Below are 20,886 nucleotides of genomic sequence, written 5' to 3'. Positions count from 1 at the left end.
GGCACACCCCTCGGCAAGACCCGCACCTCACATCTCGCCGCCCTCGACCTGGCAGCCTGATCCCCGGCCCGGTTTGCGGATTTCCCAACGGAGTCCTGAAGGACCGGGCTTGGAGGTAGCGTCCAACTGGCTGCTGGGTGGGCTCCTCCGTCCAGACACCCCTACGGGGTGGCAGGGACGCGTGACTCACGCCCCGCTGTCCACACGGTCTCGCCCTTGCGGGCGATGTTGTGGGACGCGTTGTCGTCCGCGTGCATCATGACGCCGCAGGCGCGGCACGCGAACGTTGCTTGTGACTGGCGGTTGCGCCGGTCGATGTGGTGGCACTCGGAGCATTGCCGGCTGGTGTACGCCGGATCGACGTACACCAGCGGCACCCCGGCCCGCTGGGCCTTGTACGCGATGTACCGGCCGAGCTGGTGGAAGCTCCACGAGTGCAGGGGGTCCGCTGGTCCTTGCGGAGCCGTACCCGGCTGCGGATGCCCGTGAGGTCTTCGAGGGCGATACCGCAGCCGGTGCGTTCAGCGGTGGTGACGATGGCCTTGGAAACGACGTGGTTGACGTTGGCGGTGTGCCGGGCTTCCTTGCGGGAGCGCTTCTTGAGGAGGCGTTTGGCGGACTTGGTGCCCTTGGCCTGGAGCTCCTTCCGGAGGTCGAGCTGCCGTTTGCGGTGACGGTTCAGGCCGCGCCCGGCGGCGCGGTACCCGGTCGAGGTGGTGGCGATGTTGGCGATGCCGAGGTCCACACCGACGAAGCCCGTCGGGTTCTCATTGAGCGGCTTCTTTGGCACCTCGCAGGTGGCGATCAGGTAGAACACGCCGTCGCGTTCGATCAGGTCGGACTCACCCTTGCGGTGGTCGCGGAGCATCTTGAGCGCGTCCGGCGAGCAGGCGAAGCGCACGTCCTTGAGGCGTCCGGCCGTCGTCCAGATGCTCACGGTCTGCCGGTCCAACTGCCAGGACAGGCACCTGTCATCGTAGGGCTGCGCGGCCTCGGGACGGAACGTGATCGGCTTGGACTCCGCCTTGACCCGCCGCGTGGAATCCGGCTTGCCGAGGTTCCCGGCGCGGATGTTCGCCTTCAACGTGGTGTAGGCGTCACGGGTCTTCTTGATCACATGCTGCGCGGCCTGTGCTCCCAGCCCGCGCGCCTTCAACTCGGCGTAGGTGTGCCTGCGCAGCTCGTACTCACGCGGGACACCGCGCTCGAACGCCACCTCCGACACCCAGCACGCAGCCTCGTTGACCGTGCGCAGGGTCGCCCGGAGCGCGGCGGCCTGGCCGGCCTCCGGCGACAGCTTCACCTGCGTCACGAGCTTCACGAAGGTGACCATAGCGTTGATCTACGTCACCTAGATGGGAGCCAAACCCCGACATTCGCAGGGGTCGAACGGTCGTCCACACCCTCCACGCTCACTTGGTCTTCACGCCCAAGTACCGGCGAGGTCCGTTCACCGACGAGATCCTTGGACGCTGCGAAGAGATCATGCGCGCCGTCTGTGCCGACTTCGAAACCGAGCTGGTCGAGTTCAACGGCGAACGCGATCACGTCCACCTCCTGGTGCACTACCCGCCCAAGGTCGCGATCTCCCGCCTGGTCGGATCCCTCAAGGGCGTATCAGCTCGCAGGCTCCGCCAAGAGTTTCCCGGCCACATCCGCAAGTACCTGTGGGGTGAGCACTTCTGGTCTCCCAGCTACTTCGCCGCATCCTGCGGCGGCGCACCCCTGGAGATCATCAAGGAGTACATCGAGAACCAGAAGCGACCAGACTGACCGCCGCCCCAAGGCGCAGAGAACTCCGGCGCTCCGCGCCTCCGGGACAAGGATGCATTCCTCCCGGCCGTGAACGGCCGCGGTTCCTCGCAAGATCCCGCTGAACCCCGAGCCGGCCGGCAGCGGGCTACGGACTGAGGGGGCGGCGCTTGACGACTCCGCCGGGCGAGGCGGTCGAACCCGCTGCTCCCGCGGGCACCGCCGGGCGTCGTCGGGGGCGGCCCGCCGAGGTGTCGGCCGCGGGGAGGAGCCGCTTCGTTCTGACGGATGATCAGGATCAGTTCGACGGAAGGATCCGCGGCACCCGCACGACGGCGAGAGTGGATGCATGGACACCGACGCTCGCCACGCCGCCGACGGCACTCCCCCCACCGTCTCCTTGCCGGCGATCCGGCGGGCCGCTGCATGGGCGGCCTGCGCATGGGCCACCGCCTTCTCCCTGATCCACCTGTACTGGCTGCTCGGCGGCCGGGCCGGCTTACCTGCCGGCCACTCCCTTTACGCCAATACCCCGCTCCTGGTCATCGACATCGTCGCCATCCCCCTGTGCGCCGCAGCCGCCGCCTTCGCCCTGGCCCTTGTTCGGCCCTGGGGCACCCGCCTGCCGCGCCGGCTCCACACCACCGCTCTCTGGGCCACCACGGCACTGCTCATCCTGCACGCCGCACCGTCCGTACCGGACTGGGTGGCCCTGGCTGCCGGCACCCGGACGACAGCCGACCTCGATGCGATGGTCCGCTTCGCCGCCCTGTTCTACGAGCCGTTCTTCATGACCGGCGGACTCCTCTTCGCCCTCGCCTCGCTCCGCACGCCGGGCCGCCGGCGGCCGCGGCGGTGACCGCGGCGGCCGGTCAGCCCCGCAGCCGGGCTGGCACCACCCGCATCGCGCGCTCCACCGACTGACGCGAGGGTTCGCGAGGGTCGACCGTGTCGAACCCGAGGTGCCTGTCCGGCACCTCGACCGCCTCCACCACCTCCGCGGTGGCCGGGGCGCGGCCCGGCGGTTGGACACCGGCGGGGTCGGCGGCGAAGGCAGCGGCCCAGGTGCGGGAGGCGGTGGTCGAGGACGTCGCGGCCGCGCGGGCCGCGCACCTGCCGGTCCTGCCGGACGGTGACCGCGACGACGGATGTCGCGTCGTCGGCGCGGAAGGCCGGGCGAAGGCCGTCCGCCGCGTGGCTGTGGCTCGCGGGGGTGAAGCCCTCCAGGGACTGGATGCTGGAGGCGCGCGAGAAAGGTCCGACGGGGGTGAGGGAGACGGCGGTCGCGGTCAGCCTCCGTGTGCGGTGAGTGTGTAGCCCTCGGGGCCCTCGAAGGAGAACATCGGGCCGAAGGGGCTGTCCGTGATCGGGGTGAGGATCTTGATCCCGGCGGCGCTGAGCTGGTCGTGGAGCTTTGAGGCGTCCGAGGTCTGGAACCAGAGCACAACGCCGAGGCCGGGCCGTGCGATGTCGGCGAGATCGGTGCCGGGAAGGAGCCGGCGGACGGCGAACGGGGTCGGCTTGGTGTCGAACACGACCGCGTGGGGCGGCGAGAATGCGGCCCGGCGCAGTCCCAGATGCTGCTCGCAGAAAGCCGCTGCTGCGTCCACGTCGCGGACTTGCAGGGCGACGAAGTCGGGGCCGTCGATGGTGACAGGCATGGGTCTTCCTCGATTCTCATGTCAGAACTTTGACATACCGGAGACTACGAGGCCGGGATACCTATGTCAAAATGCTGACATGATGGAGAGCATGCCGGCCAAGCCACCCCACCTCGCGGAAGACGTCACGCGACACGTGGGATACCTGATCAAACGCGCCCAGGCCGCCCTGCGCGGCGCCATGGACAAGGTCCTGCGCGAGCACGGGCTGACCGTGCCGCAATACGCCACTCTCGAACTCCTGGCCCTGCACCCGGGTATGTCCAACGCCGACCTCGCCCGCGCGACCTTCGTCACCCGGCAGTCCGGAAACGTCGTCCTGCGGGGCCTGCAGGAAGCGGGACTGATCACCCGCCCTGCCACCGCCGACCACGGCCGCGCCCGGCCCGCCCACCTCACCGAGGACGGCCGCAGAAGCCTGGCCGCGGTCCAAGCCGCCGTCTACGCCATCGAACAGCGCATGGTCGAGGCGATCCCGCCACAGCGCATGGCAGCGCTTCTCACCGACCTCGACCACATGGCGGCAGCCCTGGAGGAATGACCCGCCGACCTGGCACGGGGCGCCCTCACGACGACGTGCCGGTTGCTCGCGTGCGGCGCCTCGCGGGCCGACACGGCCTGGGCGGCCCGCCACAGACGACGGGGGAGCCGGCGAGGGCACGGCCGGACGCGCGAGTCCACATCGTCGAGGACTCCGGGCACGTCGGAAGCGCCGCCATGGTGAAGGTGGCCCGGGAGGTCGCCCGCGACGCCCTGTGCGTTGCCCCGCCGGTGGTCGCACGCGGCAACCGCACCAGCGGCTTCACCGCGCTGCCCAAGAGTGGCCGGTGGAGCACACGTTCGCGTGGCTGATGCACTCACGCCGCCTCGCCCGCGACTGCGAGGACCGCCAACAGGTCGGCGAAGGTGATCCGCCGGTCGGATGAGCATGGTCATGAGCGGCCCTCGACCCTCGCGGGAAGCACCTGCGGACCGAGCCCCGCCGCGAGCTGCCGGCGTTCATCGCCGCTTCGCCCGACCGGCTCCCGCCGACCAGGTTGTCCGTGATCCTCCGGTAGTCCGGTGCCGGCACACCGACATCGAGCCCGTCACGCCGAACCGGCGCCACCGAGCCGGGCACCGCCGCCGCGATCCGCACCGACCGCCTGCCGACAGCACCCACCGGCGGCACTTCGCCTTCGCGATGTTCCGCCAGGACCAGGCCGACCGCCTCCGGGCGCTCCTGCTCCCACGCGAACTCCGCCTCCTGCAGCCCCGGCATGAAGTCTCCTGCTCCGCGAAGCCCCACCACCCTGTATCGAGCCTGACAGGTGCCACTCCCCCACAGAGTTCCAACTACGGCCTCCAGCACGAGCGGTAGTGGCGATCAGATCGCGGCACCGGGCGTAGGAGACCTTCGGAGTGCGGCGCTGCGCTTCGAAGTCGACGTGGACCAGGCCGAAGCGTTGGTGGTAGCCCTCGGCCCGTCGAACGCCCTGTCGCCGTCGCCTCGATCCGGCTGCACCGGCCGGTCGTCGCCGACACCGCGGACTCGGACCAAATGCCGGAACCGAGGTCCTCCGACGGCCACCATGAGAGCGTAGGGGGTCCCCGGCTGCTTGTGAGGTGCCCGCGTGAGTGGCAGGACGAGGCTGGTGCCCGCGTCAATGCGCGGGTACCGGCGGGCATGGCTGAGCCGGGACGTGCTCGCCGGGGTGGCACTGTCCGCAGTCGCGATCCCCGAGGTCATGGGGTACACGTCGATCGCCGGGATGCCCATCGTCACCGGCCTGTACACGCTGATCCTCCCGGCCATCGCGTTCGCCCTGCTGGGCTCGTCGAAGCTGCTCGTCGTCGGAGCGGACTCCGCCACTGCGGCGATCCTCTACGCCGGCCTGCTCGAGCTGGGAATCGTCGGCGTCATTCCGGGCTCGCCGAAGTGGGTCGCACTGGCCGGCCTGACCGCCCTGGTGTCGGGCGTCATCCTGGCTGCTGCACGCCTTCTCCGGCTCGGCTTCCTCGCCGATTTCCTGTCCGCCGCCGTCCTGATCGGGTTCCTGACAGGTGTCGGCATCCAGGTGGCGACGGCTCAGATTCCCGAGCTGCTCGGCATCCCCAGGGGCCGCGGCAACTGGTTCCAGCAGCAGTGGTCCTGGCTGACCCGCCTCGACCAGATCTCGTGGCGCACCGTCGCGTACGGCGCCGCCACGATCGTGGTCATCGTGGCCTTCAAGCGGTTCCTGCCCAGATTCCCGGGCACCCTCGTGGCGGTGGTCGCGCTGATCTCCGTCTCCGGGGCGACCGACGCCTCCCAGCACGGGGTCGCGGTCGTCGGAGCCGTCGAGGGCGGCTTCCCTCCGCTCGGCCTGCCGTCCGGACTGACCCCCGGCGACGTGTCCCAGGTCTTCTCCGTGGCGCTCTCCTGCTTCGTCCTGATCCTGGCGCAGAGCGCGGCGACGGCGCACGCCTTCGCGACGAAGCACGGCGACCACGTCGACGTCGACCGTGACCTGGCCGGTCTCTCGATCGCCAACATCGCCGCTGGGCTCAGCGGAACCTTCGTCGTCAACGGTTCCCCGACCAAGACGGAGATCCTGGACCAGCAGCGCGGCCGGACGCAGGTCGCCAACCTCACGATGGCTCTGATCTCGCTCCTGGTCGCGCTGGTCTTCACCTCGCTGCTGGCCGACATGCCCCTCGCGGTGCTGGCCGGAATCGTGTTCCTGGTCGGCCTCGACCTCGTCGACGTACGCGGCCTCCGGCGGATCTACGCCCTGCGTCGCAACGAGTTCGTCGTCGCCGTCGTCACCGCCTTCGCGGTGTTCGGCATCGGCGTCGAGCAGGGCGTCCTGCTGGCCCTCGCGCTGTCACTGTTCGAGGTCGTCCGACGGGAGTACCGGCCCAAGGACTTCGTGGTCGGCGTCACCGAGAAGGGCGAACCCACGTACCGGCCCGCCGAGCCCGGGATCGAGAGTGCACCCGGCCTGATCGTCTTCCGCTTCAACGCGGAACTCTTCTACGCGAACGCGAGCCGCTTCGCCGACGAGGTCAGGGCCCTCGTCGACGACGCACCCGATCCGGTGCGCTGGCTGGTGCTCGACGCCGCGGGGATCGCCGACGTCGACTACTCCGCCGGGCTCCGCCTGCACAGCCTCCTCGACTTCCTCGCCGCGCGCCGTGTCACCTTCGTCCTGGCACGTCCCGACGCGTCCCTGGTGGACACCCTGAAGGTCTACGAGCTGTGGCAGCGGATCCCGCCCGAGTACGTCTTCGGCAACCTGATCGACGCCATCAGGGCGTATCCCGCCAACGGGTCCCCCGATGCGACCGGCGAGCCGCCGCCCGGCTGAGAGCCGTAGGTGCGGCCGGTTCGGGCAGCGCGCCCGGCACGCCAGGACGTCGCGTTGCACGCGTCGGCAGCAGAGATCGCGCCCATCACCCGGTCGCGTCCACCGGCGAAACACCTGGTGACGGCTCCAGGACTTGTCGAACCCCCTGCTCACCGCCTCCCGAGGGCGGTGCCGCTCGGTTGGGCGTCGTCGTTCCACGGCCTGCCGGCTGATGCCGCCCCCGACAAGTGGCATCCCCACTGCGAGGCCAACTACGGCTCACTGCAACCGGATTGGCTGGCGATCAGGTTGCGGCACCAGGGGTACGACGACGCCTTGGGTGCGCGCACCTGGGCCTCGAAGCCGAACCGTGAACCAGGCCGAAGCGCTGACCGGACCTCTCGGCTGTCGAACACCCTGTCATCGCATCGGGCCTGCCAATGTGAGACGCCGCCCCTGGTCGGCCGTCGCCAATTGGGCGATCGCCTACACGAGGGCGTGCTGGTTGTTCAGCCACCACAGCAGGCTGCAACCGGGGCCATGGCAATGCGAACAGGCGTGACTGACGATGTGTCACAGGCTGCAGTCGACTCCGGGTACTGGCGAGAGCAATGTCCCGCAAACACGGCAGGCCCGGCACTGAGAGTGCCAGGCCTGCCGGGGTTGGTAGCGGGGACAGGATTTGAACCTGCGACCTCTGGGTTATGAGCCCAGCGAGCTACCGAGCTGCTCCACCCCGCGTCGGTAGGCACGACTGTACGGCACCGCAGCTGAGCATGGGAAATCCGTTTCGGCTCGGCACCGCGCGCCGGCGCCGCCCCACCACGCCCGGGCAGGCGCATCCTCGACCTCGATGTCGTACAGGTCAACGCCTGCGGCGAGCTCTCCCGCGGACGCCCCGCCGGCCGGCGGCGCCTACGCGCGTGCGTCGCCCCCGCGGTCTCCAGCCCTCGGAGCTCCTGCTCGGCGCGTTGCAGGTCGGTGACCGCGTCGATCCCGAAGTCCACCGCCCGCACGTAGGCGGCCACCTTGCGCCGGGCGAGGTCGAGGAGTTGCTCACGGTTCCAAGGCTCGCCGCGGCCTGCTGCCTGCCCGGAGAGCAGGCGTAGAGCTGCACGATCACCTTCTTCGTGACCGAGGAGTTGTCCCCGAGCCAGACCGGCGGAACACTCTGTCACCAATACCTGATCTGCAAAAACCGCGGCAGGCGATGCCAGGAGATCACGACCGCCTTCAGGCCCGGCCCGCCGCGGCTGCTATCGCCGCCGACACGACCCGCACTTCTGGTGGAGCCCTCCAGGGACCAGCCGAGTCGGTGGAGGGCCGATGGAGACGCGCGAGTGGTTCCGACGCCGGCGCCAAGCCCGCACGCCGCTCTACCCGCAGTAGTCGCACGTCCGAACAGTGAACGCATTCTGGCGAACCGGACGGCAAGCGGAGACGGTGAACAGCTGCCAGGACGGCGACGCGGGGTGGTGCAGGGCGGCGCTTGGGACGGCGACGTCCAGCAGGCGGTCGAATCCCAGCCGGGGCCTTATCCCCGGTCCGCGATGCCGGGCTTGGTCGCGCAGGGCGTGCTCGACGAGGTCGGCGATCACGCTGAGGCGTGCACCGCACCTGGACGGTTACCAGCAGCGGCCTCGGCCGCAGGACGGTGACAGGATGGACTCGCAGCAACGGTGGACTGCGCGCTGCGCGAAGGCATCGGCTGCCCGGCCCGGGTGGACCCTGCGTTCCAGCGGATGGCGCGGCACGGCGCCTGGTCGTCCCGGTGCATCGGAAGCGAGGTGGGACGGTGGACGTACGCATCTGGTTCAACAGGATCTGGCCCGCGCGAGTGCACCTGATCCCGATGCTGCGCGACAACCCGGACCACGCCCGGGTACGTGTCTACGGCACCCATCCCGACCCGGCGGCACCGGCGCTCACGGCCTGCGACGTGGTCGGCCGTGAGCCGGGCGAGGAGGAGGCCTTCTTCGATTTCGCGATCGACTTCTGCCAGCGGCACGACATCGACGTGATCATGCCGTCCTCGCGTCTGGTGGCACTCGCCGACCGCGCGGAGGCGTTCGCGGCGGTCGGCACGAGGGTCATGTGCGCACCCGCCGAGACGCTCCGCACGGTGACCGACAAGAGCAGCATGTACGCGGCAGCCGAGCGCTCTCGAGTGCCGGTCGCCCCGTGGCGGGTGGTCTCCGATGCCGACGGTCTGCGGAAAGCGGTCGAGGAGTTCGCCGGGACGGCCAGTGCTCTGTGCGTCAAGCCGGCGGGCGAGTACTCCGCCTACGGCTTCCGGCTCCTGGACGACTCCCCGCTGGAGGTTTCGGACTTCGAGCACCTGCCACGGCCGACGGCGTCGGTCCCGGCAGTCGCGGACGCGCTGCAGCGCGCCCAGGACAGGGGCGAGACCGTTCCCGAGCTGATCGTGATGCCGTACCTGGATCCGCCGGAGGTCAGTGTCGACTGTCTGTCGGACGCGGCGGGCACCCTGGTGAGCGCGATCGCCCGGGCCAAGTCAGGCAGAGTCCGGACACTGGTGGACGACCCCGGCGTGACGGAACTCGCCCGGCTGGTCGTCGGCCACTTCCGGCTCGCGTACCTGTCCAACATCCAATTCCGTTACTGGAAAGGGCTACCGGTGCTCCTGGAAGTGAACGCCAGGGCAGCGGCGGGCATTTACCAGACCCGCATGACCGGCGTGAACCTGGCGTGGGCCGCTGTGCGGATGCTGCTCTGCGGCGACCCCGGCGAGGTACCGAAGCCGATGCTCGGGGGTCGGCTCGCGGTGGTCGAGGACGCGATCCCACTCTCCGAAACCGTGATCCCGGACAGCCGGGCACGCGAGCGGACACCGCCGCCATCACCCGTCGGCGCGCCTGAGGCGAACCGTACGCTGTCGCCGTGAGCGAAGACGCCATGGCGCCGCACGTCGCGGTCGTCGGGCCCGCCGAGGCCACGGCGGTGGAGCGAGACCGTTCTCGCCCTTCGCTCCGCGATCGCGTCGTCACCCTCGATGGCGGGCCGGCGGCGCCCCGCGCCCGACCGTGCCGCCCGGCCCCGATCCACGTCGGCTCCCCGACGGCGGCCGTGGACACCGCCCTGGCAGCACGCGCGCAGCCGCACGGCGGCTGACCTCGGGCGATACTGGATCTCGTGTCCGGGAACTGGGTGCTCCACGTCGACCTCGACCAGTTCGTCGCCGCGGTCGAGGTGGCTCGCCGACCCGAGCTGCGCGGTCGGCCGGTCGTGGTGGGCGGCAGCGGTGACCCGACCCGGCGAGGAGTGGTGGCCACCGCTTCCTACGAGGCCCGCGAGTTCGGCATCCACTCCGGCATGCCGCTGCGGCTGGCAGCCAAGCACTGCCCGGAGGCGGTGTTCCTGCCCTCGGACCCGCCGACCTACCAGAAGATCTCCGATCGGTTCATGGCAACGCTGCGCCGGTTCCCCGTCGTCGTGGAGGCACTCGGGTGGGACGAGGCCTTCGTCGGCGCGCACACCGACGATCCCGAGGCCCTGGCCACCGAGATCCGGGAGGCCGTCCGAGCTGACACGGGACTGTCCTGCTCCGTGGGCATCGGCGACAACAGGCTGCGTGCCAAGCTGGCCACCGGCTTCGCCAAGCCGACCGCTCGCGGGGAAGCCTTCCCCGGCCTCAGGTCGGGGGTACCCCCAGGTCGGCACAGCTTCCGACTCACCTCGGAGAACTGGGCGACCGTCATGGCCGAACGGCCGACCGACGCGCTCTGGGGCATCGGCGCCAAGACCGCGAGGAAGCTGGCCGCGGCCGGCCTCGGCACCGTCGCCCAGCTGGCCACGGCGGACCCTGACGAACTCGCCGAGCGGTTCGGCCCGGCCATGGGGCCGTGGTATCGGATGCTCGCACGCGGTGCCGGCGGCACCGAGGTCACGGCCGCCCCGCACGTTGCGCACTCACACAGCCGGGAGACCACCTTCCAGCACGACCTCGTCGACCGGTCGGAGATCGACCGGCACCTCGCCGCGCTGGCCAGGCGGGTGGCACAGGACGTGGCGGCCGAAGGCCGCCCGGCCGTTCGCGTCGTGGTGAAGGTCCGCTTCACGCCGTTCATCACCCAGACCCACGGCACCGCGCTGCCGGGGCCGACGTCCGACCCCGACGAGATCACGCGCGCAGCGCTGGAGGTGTTGGAGCGGTTCGAGCACACCCGGCCGGTCCGGTTGCTCGGCGTGCGCGCAGAGTTCGGCGACGGGTAGCAGCCGTCTTCCGCTTCGCGTCGGCCCGGGGGCTGGGGCCACCGGTCCGGGCCTGCCACCCCCTGCTCGCCGTTGTGGGGGCTGCCGAAGGATCCCGGCTCGTTGAGACGTACCGCCACACCGTCGCCGCCCGGTCCGGCACCGCCGCGCTCCTCAGCGGTGTTCGGGGTTCTCGAAGTCGAAGCGGCAGCCGGCGTCCCACTCGGAGCGCTGGTTGCCGTGCACGGGGATGCCGCCGGCGTCCTTGAGCATCCGTGACGTTCATCGCGCAGTGCTTCGCGCCGTCCTCGTTGCCGGTGATCAGGCAGCCGCCGACCCGCCCGTAGTAGGCGTACTGACCGGCCGCGTTGAGGACGGACGAGCAGGCGTACAGCCGCTCGATCACCTTCTTCGTGACCGAGAACTTGTCCCCGAGCGCAGGTCGTGCTGGGGCGGGCTACCAATGAGCCCCGCCGAACGACCGAGGTCCACTTCACCACCCGGCCATTCCGCTGGCGACGACTGGCCCTTCCTCGTCCCACCGCCAGCGAGAAAGGCAATCCCCGTGCCGAAGACGACCGGCTCCTTCCGTCCCCTTCGCACTGCCGCTGACCGCCGGGCCCACTGTGGCAGGTCGAGCGGAATTCCCATAGGCGAGAATGTGACCACAATGTCACCCGAAAGCACTTCCGAATAATATTTCCCCTTGATATGATTGGCAGAATCTTGGGGAAATCGTCGCTAATGTCGTCGACCGTTGGGCGTAGCCGCGCCCGACGGTTTCCGCGATTCATGGGAGGAAAATCCCCGTGTGTTACGACCCCGACGCTGCCCCGCCCGCACTCTCCGGCGCACTCTGGTCTCTGGCCGAGACCACGCCGCTCACCCTCAGCTCGGCCGACGGCACCGAGTTCGCCGCCTTCCTGGCCCGCCCCGAGGTGGCGACCGGGCTCGGCGTGCTCGTCCTGCCGGACAACAAGGGCCTTTCCGGTTTCTACCGGCAGATCGCAGCCCGCCTCGCCGAACAGGGTCACCCGGCGCTCGTCATCGACTATTACGGCCGTACCGCAGGAGCCGATCCGGAAATCCGATCGGTGGAATTCGGTGAACTTCCTCAGCTGCTTCCCCACCTGCTCGCGCTGACCCCCGAGGCGCTGGACTCCGATCTCACCGCCGGAATCAACCAGCTGCGGGACCTCGGCGTCGCCGAGGTGGTCGCGCTCGGCTTCTGCTTCGGCGGCCGCCAGGCCTTCCGCGCCGCCGCGCCCCACTTCGGTCTGACCGGTGCCGTCGGCTTCTACGGTTACCCCGACGCCCTCAACGGCGCGCCAGGCCCCATCCAGCTCGCCCCGGGCCTCACTGCCCCGATCCTCGCCTTCTGGGGCGGCGCCGATGAGCACATCCCACTCGCCACCGTCGACACCTTCGACGCAGCCCTCAGTACCGCAGGCTGCCCCCACGAGTTCGTCACGTACCCGGGCGCGCCGCACAACTTCTTCGAGGAATCCGCGATCGAACACTCCGACGCAGCCCGGGACTCCTGGCAACGCCTCCTGGCATTCCTCGCCCGGCCGCACTGCAACAACAGTTCGCGGTAAGCATCCTTCGACTGTCCTCGCGGTACCACGGCGAGCGGGCCCCCAACGGAACCGGCGTCCGGAGGCACTGGCGCCCTCCCGCGGCAGCCGACCTCAGGCCATCACGGCCTCGACCCATCGCTGCCCACCGCGAGCGACGACCAGGTGGACCGGGCGGTCGAACTGCCTGTTCAGGCGGTCGAGGAAGTCGCAGAACACCTCGGCGGTGAACGATCCCCGGTAGACCGTGAACCACATCCGGCCCCGCGGGCTGATCGCGGGCATCGCGTTGACCGAGAAGCGGTTGCCGGTCCGGCGCACGGTCGGCGTCTCGCCCCGCGGGGCCCAGGTCCGGCCGGAAACCTGGTCCGAGCGCACGCCGGTCTGGTCCGCGAACAGCACCTCGGCACCTTCCTCCTGGGCCTTCGCGCGGATCGCGGGCCAGGTCTCCTCGCGCCAGCCGCGGACCGCCTGCGGGTCCTGCTCGATCGCGCGCTTGTCCGGACGCTGGAACGACAGCCCCCAGCTTGAGGTACTTGCCCACCCCCTGTTCGGTCAGCCGCACCCGGTAGAGCAGGGCGATCAGGTCGCACACGATCGCGCGGGTCCACAACTGCCCACCCAGGCCGAGGTCTTCGGGTCGGTGGTCGATCAGGGCCTGTCGGACACACTGCTGCCGGTCCGGATCGAGGACTTGGTGCTCGCCCACCCGCCGGCCGCGGGTCCTGGACACCAGCGCCTCCCGGCCGCCGGCCTGCTAGGCGGCCCACAAGTCGGTCACCGACTCCACGGTGACGCCGAGCAGTTCGGCCGCCTCGCGCCGGTCCCGGCCCGCGCGAAGCGCCGCAACCGCCCGCATACGCAGAGCTTCCTGAGCCTTCGGCGACAGCCGCCGTGCGTCCCCAACCAGATCCGTCACACCCGGATCAACGAGCGCGGAACTTTATCGTTTCGGGTCAATAGGTCCGAGAGGACCTGATGACCGCCCACCGCGCCCTGCCAACCAACCATCACGCCGATGACTCCGTCTGCCCGCCGGACCACAGGCACACCAGCTCCGGGAAGCCGTTCCACCCCGACTGCCCCGGCCGCTCCTACTTCCAGGCCATCTGCACCTGCGGCACCTGACAGTTCAAGGACTCCGGCAAGGGCTACGTCAACGAGTCCCGCAAGCGGCACCTCGCCACCCACACCCAGCCCACCCCGAATGGACCCGCGGTCCTGCGCGGCCTGCTCCGCCTCGACCTCCCGTGACCGCCACCGGGACACCCGCCCACCTCGCCCGTCCTACCCGGAGATCCGTCATGCCCCAGTACGTCACCGTCCGCGACCTGCTCGCCAAGCTCCAGCACGTCAACCCGAACCTGCGGGTCAGCCTCGCCGTCAGCCCTGACTGGCCGTTCGCCCACTACGTCGGCACAGACGTCGTCGTCCACAACGGCATCGCCTACATCGGCGAGGACGGCTACCTCCCGCCCGCCGTCCGCGAGCACCTCGCCTGGGACTGACCACCCATCCCCGCCCCGATCAAGGAGCACAGCATCACCTATCACCAGCGGTGAAAGCGCGAGGCTAAGGTGATTACGAACAAGTCCAGACCGGGGGTGCGTGATGAAGCGGTGGCAGTGGTGGATGATGGGGCTCTGGATGGCCCTGATGCTCTCCAGTGGTCTGACCGTCTTCTTCCTCGGCAAGAACGCCGATCCCGCCCCCTTGCAACCGAAATGCCCCGCTGGCCAATCCTTCTGCGCCTTCGGCTCCGCCGGGCCCTGAACTACCGCTCCAGTTATCACCGCCTTGCGAAGCCGATCAGGCCGGCCATCCAAGTGATCCGGGGCCTGCCACCATCAGTTCGTGACGTAACGGGCCAGGAAGGTGGCCATGCGGCGCCGCCAGGGTGCGCGGTGGTGCGGGCGGCGGCTTTGCGGGCCAGGAGAGGCCCAGCGGCAGGCTCGGCCGGAACACCGGCCGGCTTTCGGCGCTCGGTTCCCAACGGGCGCGCCGCTGATCCGCATAACAACGAACACCTTGACCCACGCCGCGACTGGTAGACCACCGTTCATGGGCTTGCGTTGCCGCGGGGCGGCTGGCCGGCGGGAGAGTGGGTGCGGCAGCTTCGGGGACTTCCGGCGCCCAGAGACACCCGGACTGGCCCGAACGAAGCGCCAGCTATGAGCGGCGCCCGCCGCATCAATCGATTCCAGGACGAACTGTGGAAAGCTTGCATGTCCGACATGCGGATTTAATTCCACTTGACAGGGACGCGGCACAACGAAAAACTTGCCGCGGCGACCTGGGGGGATCGAATCGGTGGGGGTTCACGACAGGCGGGATGGGGGGGTTCCACCAGCCTGCCCTGTTCAAAACAGCTGTCTCTTTCATTTCCACAGGCCTTCGACCTGCTCGAAATTACACGCAATCCGGCCTGTAGAAAGAGTTCCTCAACGTGTTCAAGAAAAACTTCGTCGCGAAATTTTCGCTCCTGTTGTCAGTCCTCACTGCGGCCCTGCTCTCCTTCAGCGGGTCGGCGCACGCGGTCGTCTACAACTGGGGGTGGTGTCCGAACCGGACAACCTCCGGCGCTTGCGACACGTATGGCACCCTCACGCTCTTCTATCAGCCGAACCAGGGTGGCGCGTCCTCGTCGTTCCTCGGCAAGGTCTACAACTATGACGACGGCAACTGGGTCTTCGTCTTCGGCGGCACCGACAAGGGCGCCGGGCAGGGCACGTCCGTCCGCAACAACGCGGCATCGGGCTGCATCGACCACCCGAGCTTCAACTATCGGGTGTTCTACTCGCCGGGCTTCTCGGGCGCGAGCCAATTCATGGTCCATGCGAGCTGCGCCAACCTGGTCTCCTACATGCGGAACAACAACGCTTCCCAAGACGAGGCCTGACCGTGATGAACGTTGAAATCTCGCATCCGATCGGGCCCTGGCGCAGACTCTCGGCAGCCGCGGCCCTCGCGGCCTGCGTCCTGAGCGCGTCATGTGCTGCCCAGGCCGGGACGGCGTCGGCTCCCGCCCAGACGAGTGCCGGGGTCAACACCTCGGTCCCGCCGAAAGTACCGCAGAGCGGTCTGACCAAGGGGCTCGCCCTGCCGCTCGAAGCCTACATGCTGAACTACGCCGACGAACTCGTCATCGAACGAGCCGAGCACCGGCTCACGGCGGAGTGCATGCGCAAACTCGGCTTCACGTATCAACCGCCCGCGGTCGGGACGACGCCGCAGGAGAGCTCGAACGACTCCAACATGCCTCGCCGGTACGGGATCTCCGACCTGGAGCTGTCGGCGAAGTACGGCTACCACCCGCAGTCAGCCGTGGATCCGCACCCGGACCGGAGCGTCGTCCCGATCAGCCCGGCCGAACGGGCCGCCCTCCTCGGCACCGGCGCACCCGGAAAGTCCTCCGGCGGGTGTATCGCGGAATCGCGACAAAAGCTGCAGATCAGTTACGGGACAAAAGCCTCCGAGCTGAGCAAGACCAGCCTCGACACCTCTCTGGAGACCAACGAGGTGAAGTCGGCAATGCAGCGGTGGTCGGATTGCATGAAGAACCGCGGCTACTCCTACACCGACGTCTACGCGCCGCTGGCCCAGTTCAACAGCAGCGCGAACCAGGGTGTGAACCAGGCGGAGATCCAGACGACCACCGCCGACATCGAGTGCAAGAGCCAAGTCAGGCTCATCGAGGTCTGGTTCGCCACCGAGACGGTCATCCAACAGCGATTGATCGAGCAGAACCAGCTGGTCCTCGCGAAGGAGCAGGAGACCATCGCGCAGGAAATCCGCAACAGCAGCGCGGTGCGCTGACCCGCGTCGAGCACCACGGCAATGCACCACTCGGTCTATGACGGGTCCTCGTCGTGGGCTGACGCACGCCAAGGAACAGAAGCAATCCGACATCGAGAGGAGCGAACACAGAGCGTGTACGCCTATGAGCGGGGCCTGAGGGCTCTGGCGGCCGGAGCCGCCGCTGTGGTGCTGGCGGGCCTGGTGTCGCCAGCCGCGCGGGCCGCCGATAGCGGGGGGCGCGCTGCCCCACCCGTCGGCGGCCCAGCACTGCAGAACGCGATACCGGAGGGCAAGCGGTCCGAGATCTTAGGGAAGGACTGGAAGTCCTCCGATGACCGGGCCTGGACCACCACCGGCGACGCTACTGGCTTCCATCTGCTGACCGCCCCACAGAGTACGGGGTACACCTGGAAGACCGTGGCCACCCTCCGGGAGGACGGCTTCGACGCCGACGCCTGGATCGGCAACGCCTGCGTCACCGGCTCGGGCCGGCACGCGGTAGTGGTGTACGCGCCGCGGACCTTCACCAACAGGGCGGAGTTGATGGCCCGCGGCGGCTTTTCCGCTGTGGTCGACCTGGAGACGGGCAAGGTCACCAAGCTTGCCCTGCAGACCTCGCTGTCGTACTACAACCCGGGCTGTGGCATCGGCGAGACCGCCGTGCTCACCCAGTCCGCCGGCGAGGACAAGAGCGCGACCCGACTGTTCCGGGTGGACACCGAGACGGGGACGGTCAGCACGCCGGTCCAGACGCCGGGCCAGATCACCTCCGCCGTACCGGTCAAGGACGGCAGCATCGTCGCCGCGGCCGGCGCCCAGCTCGTCAAGGTAGGCAACGACGGACGTCGAAGCACCGTTGCACGGACGGACGCGGTGCCGTACCGCCTCACTCCGGACGGCGACGGCGGTGTGGTCTTCCTCGACAGCACTGGCCCCGCCGACCGGACACCGGCACCGGCAAACGCTCGGGCAGGCACTACGGCCGTCCCCACCAGCGCGAAGTGGGTTACCGCCGCCCAGCTGAAGGCAGCGGATGCTGCCCATACCAGCCCCGAGGTCCTCGCCGAGGGACCGTTGACGGGCACGGGCCTGATCCGCAGCGGCGGCACCGTCTACGTGACCGGTGACACGAAGCAGAAGGCGGCCAAGCTTCCGGGAGTAGTGCGCCGTCTGCCGAAGGCGCCCAAGGACGCGGTGGTGTCCACCCGTGGGCGGTCCGTCGTGAACCAGACCGCGTGGGCCGACGGCAACGACTCGCGAATCGGCGCCGAGGACGCAGGCCGGGGCCGCCCCGTTGCGGTCGATCTCACCGTGCTTGACACCGGTCGACCCGCAGCTTTCGTGGTAGACCCAGGCTCCTCGGCTCTACAGGCAGCTGGGCCGTCACCGGCGCTGCCCCAGCCGAAGGCGGGCGCCGTCAGTGGAACGTCGCCCGGCTCGGCCACCGAGCTCGTCGAGTCGGACCGGACCTGCGCGGTACCGCGCAACGACCCGCGCAACCAAGCCCTCCAGCCCAAGCCTCGCCAGGTGGAGTGGGCGGTGGACCAGGCGGTCAGCGGCACCCTGACGCTCGGCCGTCCGAGCAACTGGAAGAACCTGGGGATGCCGGCCTACCAGCCCGCCGCGCTGTTCCCAACCATCCCGCTCGAAGGCGGCGGACGGATCCCGGCGCAGGTCCTACTGGGCATCACCGCCCAAGAGTCGAACATGTGGCAAGCGGCCCGCAGCGCACTGCCTGGAGAGACCGCAAACCCGCTGATCGGCAACTACTACGGCCTCCAGATGTACGACAGCGACCCCAACAACGACTGGGACATCGACTGGTCGAAGGCTGACTGCGGCTACGGCGTCACCCAGGTCACCGACCACATGCGGCTCGCCGGCCGCGAGGGCGACAAGGCGGCGGCCTGGGACTACCAGCAGCAGCGGGCGGTCGCGCTTGACTACGTCGCGAACATCGCCGCCGGCATGCAGATCCTCAGCACGAAGTGGAATGAAACCCGCCGGGCCGGAATGGTGGTGAACAACGGCAACAACACGAAGATCGAAAACTGGTTCTTTGCCCTGTGGGCGTACAACTCCGGTTTCTACCCGCAGGCCGACGCGGGCAACCACGGGGGCAAGTGGGGCGTCGGCTGGGCCAACAACCCGGCCAACCCAGAGTGGGACGAGTCACGCAACCCCTTCCTGGAGGACGCCTCTGGCAACAACCACTACGCGGACGCCGCGCACCCACAGAACTGGCCCTACCCCGAGAAGGTCATCGGCTTCGCCGCCCACCCCGTCGAGGGGCTGGAGGCACCCAACACCTCGGTCGCCGGATTCCGGGCCGCCTGGTGGAACGGCCCCACAGGCCCAGCACAGACCGTTGGGACGGCCACCTACAACCGGGCGCACGCCAAGCCACCGATCGCCCTTTTCTGCACGGCCGACAACAACTGCGACGCCGGGAAGATCAGCACCAGTGCATCCAACTCGCTCGGCGGCGGGCCGTGCACGCTGGCGGACTTCCACTGCTGGTGGAACAAGCCAGTTCAGTGGAAGAACAACTGCGACTACTCCTGCGGCAACGAATTGATCAGGTTCGACAGAACGTACCCGGAGGAAGCCGATGGCACCTCGTACCCGCCGAGCTGCTCGACCGCCGGCCTGCCGGCGGGCGCACTGATCATCGACGACGTCGACGACAGCATCCCTCCGATACGTTCTGGGTGCTCCCGAACGTGGACGAGCACCGGATCGTTCAGTATGGACTTCGGTCCGGGGGAGACGGTCAAGGACCAGAACGGGGCGCCGACCGCGGGCTGGCCCGCGAAGATCGACATCCATCAGCTGGGTGGCGGCTTCGGCGGCCACTTCTACTTCGGTCACACCCGCGCCGGGGATGCCAAGGGCCAGCGGCTCAAGGCCACCGGTATCTGGACGATGAACCGGACCCTCGACAGCGCTGCCATGGTCATGGTGCACATCCCCGACCACGGCGCGCAGACGCAGGATGCCCACTACGAGGTCCGCACCCCGCAGGGCTGGCAGCAGACCACCCCGGTGAACCAGCTGCTCCAGGGTGGCAAGGGCACCAACCGCTGGGTGTCGCTCGGTGCGTTCCAGTTCAAGGGCTCCACCCCGGCGGTGCGGCTCAGCACCATTACCGCCGGCGCGGACGGCAGCCAAGACATCGCGTTCGATGCAGTCGCCTTCGCGCCCGGCGACTACTCCGGCATGCCGACCATCACGTTCCCCGACCCCAACCCGAACGCCCCGGACATCGACCCCGAGGACCAGCCGATGGTCCCGGCCGCAGCACCGACCCAGTCCTTCCCGAGCGGCTTGGCAACCCCGACCTGGAACGCCGCCGCAACAGCGACAGTCGGCCCCGTCCCGGCGTCGCCGCAGTGCGCACCCGCCGAGCCGGGCCGGGCCACCATGTGCGTGACGGTGGGTCACCGCACGGTCACCAATCTTTACGCCAAGAACGCTGTTCACCCAGCGGTTGCCGCACCCGCGTCTGCCACAGCGGCGGCCACCGGTGACGCGGTCTCCTGCGCGTCGAGCGGCACGGTCTACAGCCGCTACGTGGGCTGCATCCTGCAGGCCCCGGTGGGCGTGGTTCTGTTCGACGACCACGGCGCCCCGGTCGGCACCGCCAGTTGGAACGTCTACCAGAAGATCCAGCTCTACAAGAACGAGAACGCCATCGACCAGACACTGACGATCATCCCGGAGAAGATTGACGCTGCGCTGAAGAGCGTGACGCTCGAGTGGACCCCCACCTGCAGCGGTCCCTGCGCGAGCGGTACTCAACGAATCGCCGGCGGGGCACCAACCTGGACGCCTGGCGACCAGCACTCTCTCACCTACGGCATCGGCCAGTGGTGGACCGGCACGAGCGGTACCGGGGCCATCGACCTCTCGTGGAAGTTCAAGTTCACCTCGCCGGCCTCCTCTCGGACCCCGGAGATCGCCTGGCGCGACGCCGACATGGCGGTTCGCTGCGACGTGATCATGGGTAAGGAGGAGGTCCCCGAGACCAGGCCGGGCTGTGTCTTCCCGCGGTACGCCCCCATGCTCAAGATCGACACGAAGAAGTACCCGGCAGCGGCCGCGCTCTACTGGCTGCTGATGGACAAGTTGGAAAGCCACCCTGGCAGTAGGGCGCACAACTCGCCGCTCAACCGTCAGGCTGACGACGCGATTGCCTCCGCGAACCGGGCCGCTATGTGCCCGTCCTCGTGGGTGGGTCCGCCCAACGGCACGAGCGACAAACCGTCTTGTGACGAGTACCCGTTCGCCAAGTCTCGGCAGAGCGGAGGCCGGGTCACCACGGGCAGCCAGTGTGCCCAGTTCTACGCCGTTAAGGACGCCAGCGGGTGGCAGCTGAAGTACGACACCAGTTACCCCTTGCCCACTTGGAAGGAGCCGTGCGGACGCGGGGCCATCCCGCTCAGCCAGAACACGGGCGCAGGCGGACAGCTCGGCCGTTTCACCACGGCCATGCGCCTACACGACAATGACGCCTACTTCGTGGAGACGCCGGGCTTCGAGAACTGCAACCAGACCATCTGCGCGCTCCCGTAGCGC

General features: G+C 69.1%; 16 protein-coding genes, 1 tRNA gene and 4 pseudogenes. 14 read left to right on the top strand and 7 right to left on the bottom strand.

All coding sequences use genetic code 11. The features are described 5' to 3' along the window. Positions 1-161: 161 nt before the first annotated feature. Positions 162-1,333, bottom strand: a pseudogene (locus tag AB0P35_RS25840) (transposase). A gap of 41 nt (positions 1,334-1,374) precedes the next feature. On the opposite strand from AB0P35_RS25840, the gene tnpA reads away from it, so the two are divergent. Both tnpA and AB0P35_RS25830 read left to right on the top strand, forming a co-directional pair. After that, positions 1,375-1,773: an IS200/IS605 family transposase gene (tnpA, locus tag AB0P35_RS25835; protein WP_363514878.1), complete on the top strand. Its 399-nt coding sequence runs from the start codon at positions 1,375-1,377 to the stop codon at positions 1,771-1,773. A gap of 328 nt (positions 1,774-2,101) precedes the next feature. Beyond that, positions 2,102-2,611, top strand: a complete 510-nt coding sequence (locus AB0P35_RS25830; protein WP_363514866.1) for a DUF3995 domain-containing protein — start codon at positions 2,102-2,104, stop codon at positions 2,609-2,611. Between the two features lie 430 nt (positions 2,612-3,041). Here AB0P35_RS25830 and AB0P35_RS25825 read toward each other — a convergent pair whose 3' ends face one another. Next, on the bottom strand, positions 3,042-3,413 hold the full coding sequence (locus AB0P35_RS25825; RefSeq protein ID WP_363514863.1) for a VOC family protein: 372 nt from the start codon (positions 3,411-3,413) through the stop codon (positions 3,042-3,044). 79 nt (positions 3,414-3,492) lie between these two features. Between AB0P35_RS25825 and AB0P35_RS25820 the strand changes: the two genes are divergently transcribed. Continuing rightward, positions 3,493-3,954, top strand: coding sequence for a MarR family transcriptional regulator (locus AB0P35_RS25820; protein ID WP_363514860.1), 462 nt, complete (start codon positions 3,493-3,495; stop codon positions 3,952-3,954). A gap of 823 nt (positions 3,955-4,777) precedes the next feature. Here AB0P35_RS25820 and AB0P35_RS25815 read toward each other — a convergent pair. Continuing rightward, a pseudogene (locus AB0P35_RS25815) lies at positions 4,778-4,876 on the bottom strand (family 1 glycosylhydrolase); the annotation flags it as partial. A gap of 171 nt (positions 4,877-5,047) precedes the next feature. Between AB0P35_RS25815 and AB0P35_RS25810 the strand changes: the two are divergent. Further along, positions 5,048-6,742 carry a SulP family inorganic anion transporter gene (locus AB0P35_RS25810; RefSeq protein ID WP_363514857.1) on the top strand — a complete coding sequence of 565 codons (1,695 nt, stop codon included), beginning with the start codon at positions 5,048-5,050 and terminating at the stop codon, positions 6,740-6,742. Positions 6,743-7,385: 643 nt separating this feature from the next. On the opposite strand, the gene AB0P35_RS25805 is transcribed toward AB0P35_RS25810, so the two are convergent. Continuing rightward, positions 7,386-7,462, bottom strand: a tRNA-Met gene (locus tag AB0P35_RS25805). Between the two features lie 1,111 nt (positions 7,463-8,573). Between AB0P35_RS25805 and AB0P35_RS25800 the strand changes: the two genes are divergently transcribed. Genes AB0P35_RS25800 through AB0P35_RS25790 form a run of 3 tightly spaced genes read left to right on the top strand, consistent with a single transcriptional unit; the run spans position 8,574 to position 10,954 of the window. Continuing rightward, positions 8,574-9,626 (top strand): ATP-grasp domain-containing protein, encoded by a 1,053-nt coding sequence (locus AB0P35_RS25800; protein WP_363514854.1) that lies wholly within the window; start codon positions 8,574-8,576, stop codon positions 9,624-9,626. Beyond that, entirely contained in the window at positions 9,623-9,853 is a 231-nt protein-coding gene (locus AB0P35_RS25795; RefSeq protein WP_363514851.1) for a hypothetical protein, read from the top strand. The genes AB0P35_RS25800 and AB0P35_RS25795 overlap by 4 nt, the downstream gene beginning before the upstream one ends. Before the next feature lie 21 nt (positions 9,854-9,874). Continuing rightward, the gene (locus AB0P35_RS25790) at positions 9,875-10,954 is read left to right on the top strand and encodes a DNA polymerase IV (RefSeq protein ID WP_363514848.1); all 1,080 of its coding nucleotides are present in this window, start codon (positions 9,875-9,877) and stop codon (positions 10,952-10,954) included. A 153-nt stretch (positions 10,955-11,107) separates the two neighbouring features. Here AB0P35_RS25790 and AB0P35_RS25785 read toward each other — a convergent pair. Further along, positions 11,108-11,369 (bottom strand): annotated as a pseudogene (locus tag AB0P35_RS25785) (flavodoxin family protein); the annotation flags it as partial. A 373-nt stretch (positions 11,370-11,742) separates the two neighbouring features. On the opposite strand from AB0P35_RS25785, the gene AB0P35_RS25780 reads away from it, so the two are divergent. Then, positions 11,743-12,531 carry a dienelactone hydrolase family protein gene (locus tag AB0P35_RS25780; protein WP_363514845.1) on the top strand — a complete coding sequence of 263 codons (789 nt, stop codon included), beginning with the start codon at positions 11,743-11,745 and terminating at the stop codon, positions 12,529-12,531. A 93-nt stretch (positions 12,532-12,624) separates the two neighbouring features. Here the strand turns inward: AB0P35_RS25780 and AB0P35_RS25775 are convergent, their stop codons facing one another. Continuing rightward, complete coding sequence (locus tag AB0P35_RS25775; protein ID WP_363514875.1) at positions 12,625-12,912, bottom strand: transposase; 288 nt, start codon at positions 12,910-12,912, stop codon at positions 12,625-12,627. A gap of 102 nt (positions 12,913-13,014) precedes the next feature. After that, positions 13,015-13,075: pseudogene (locus AB0P35_RS25770) on the bottom strand (hypothetical protein); the annotation flags it as partial. A 413-nt stretch (positions 13,076-13,488) separates the two neighbouring features. Between AB0P35_RS25770 and AB0P35_RS25765 the strand changes: the two are divergent. The 6 genes from AB0P35_RS25765 (at position 13,489) to AB0P35_RS25740 (ending at position 20,883) form a co-directional block, all read left to right on the top strand. Next, complete coding sequence (locus AB0P35_RS25765; RefSeq protein ID WP_363514842.1) at positions 13,489-13,638, top strand: hypothetical protein; 150 nt, start codon at positions 13,489-13,491, stop codon at positions 13,636-13,638. A 176-nt stretch (positions 13,639-13,814) separates the two neighbouring features. Beyond that, positions 13,815-14,018 carry a hypothetical protein gene (locus tag AB0P35_RS25760; protein WP_363514839.1) on the top strand — a complete coding sequence of 68 codons (204 nt, stop codon included), beginning with the start codon at positions 13,815-13,817 and terminating at the stop codon, positions 14,016-14,018. Positions 14,019-14,121: 103 nt separating this feature from the next. Beyond that, positions 14,122-14,283, top strand: coding sequence for a hypothetical protein (locus tag AB0P35_RS25755; protein WP_363514836.1), 162 nt, complete (start codon positions 14,122-14,124; stop codon positions 14,281-14,283). 673 nt (positions 14,284-14,956) lie between these two features. Continuing rightward, complete coding sequence (locus AB0P35_RS25750) at positions 14,957-15,409, top strand: hypothetical protein (RefSeq protein WP_363514833.1); 453 nt, start codon at positions 14,957-14,959, stop codon at positions 15,407-15,409. A gap of 5 nt (positions 15,410-15,414) precedes the next feature. Next, entirely contained in the window at positions 15,415-16,326 is a 912-nt protein-coding gene (locus tag AB0P35_RS25745) for a hypothetical protein (protein ID WP_363514830.1), read from the top strand. A gap of 114 nt (positions 16,327-16,440) precedes the next feature. Beyond that, positions 16,441-20,883 carry a hypothetical protein gene (locus tag AB0P35_RS25740; RefSeq protein WP_363514827.1) on the top strand — a complete coding sequence of 1,481 codons (4,443 nt, stop codon included), beginning with the start codon at positions 16,441-16,443 and terminating at the stop codon, positions 20,881-20,883. The last annotated feature ends 3 nt before the right edge of the window (positions 20,884-20,886 follow it).

Origin of the sequence: Kitasatospora sp. NPDC085879 (genome assembly GCF_040686255.1) — a bacterium.
In the GTDB taxonomy this organism is placed as follows: Bacteria; Actinomycetota; Actinomycetes; order Streptomycetales; family Streptomycetaceae; genus Kitasatospora.
This window is presented reverse-complemented; position numbering and strand designations above follow the sequence as displayed.

Bases quoted from the DNA above. Each gene is read 5' to 3' on its own strand.
- AB0P35_RS25830 (WP_363514866.1), top strand. From the start codon at position 2,102: ATGGACACCGACGCTCGCCACGCCGCCGACGGCACTCCCCCCACCGTC.
- AB0P35_RS25825 (WP_363514863.1), bottom strand. From the start codon at position 3,413: ATGCCTGTCACCATCGACGGCCCCGACTTCGTCGCCCTGCAAGTCCGC.
- AB0P35_RS25820 (WP_363514860.1), top strand. From the start codon at position 3,493: ATGATGGAGAGCATGCCGGCCAAGCCACCCCACCTCGCGGAAGACGTC.
- AB0P35_RS25800 (WP_363514854.1), top strand. From the start codon at position 8,574: ATGCTGCGCGACAACCCGGACCACGCCCGGGTACGTGTCTACGGCACC.
- AB0P35_RS25765 (WP_363514842.1), top strand. From the start codon at position 13,489: ATGACCGCCCACCGCGCCCTGCCAACCAACCATCACGCCGATGACTCC.
- AB0P35_RS25760 (WP_363514839.1), top strand. From the start codon at position 13,815: ATGCCCCAGTACGTCACCGTCCGCGACCTGCTCGCCAAGCTCCAGCAC.
- AB0P35_RS25755 (WP_363514836.1), top strand. From the start codon at position 14,122: ATGAAGCGGTGGCAGTGGTGGATGATGGGGCTCTGGATGGCCCTGATG.
- AB0P35_RS25745 (WP_363514830.1), top strand. From the start codon at position 15,415: ATGAACGTTGAAATCTCGCATCCGATCGGGCCCTGGCGCAGACTCTCG.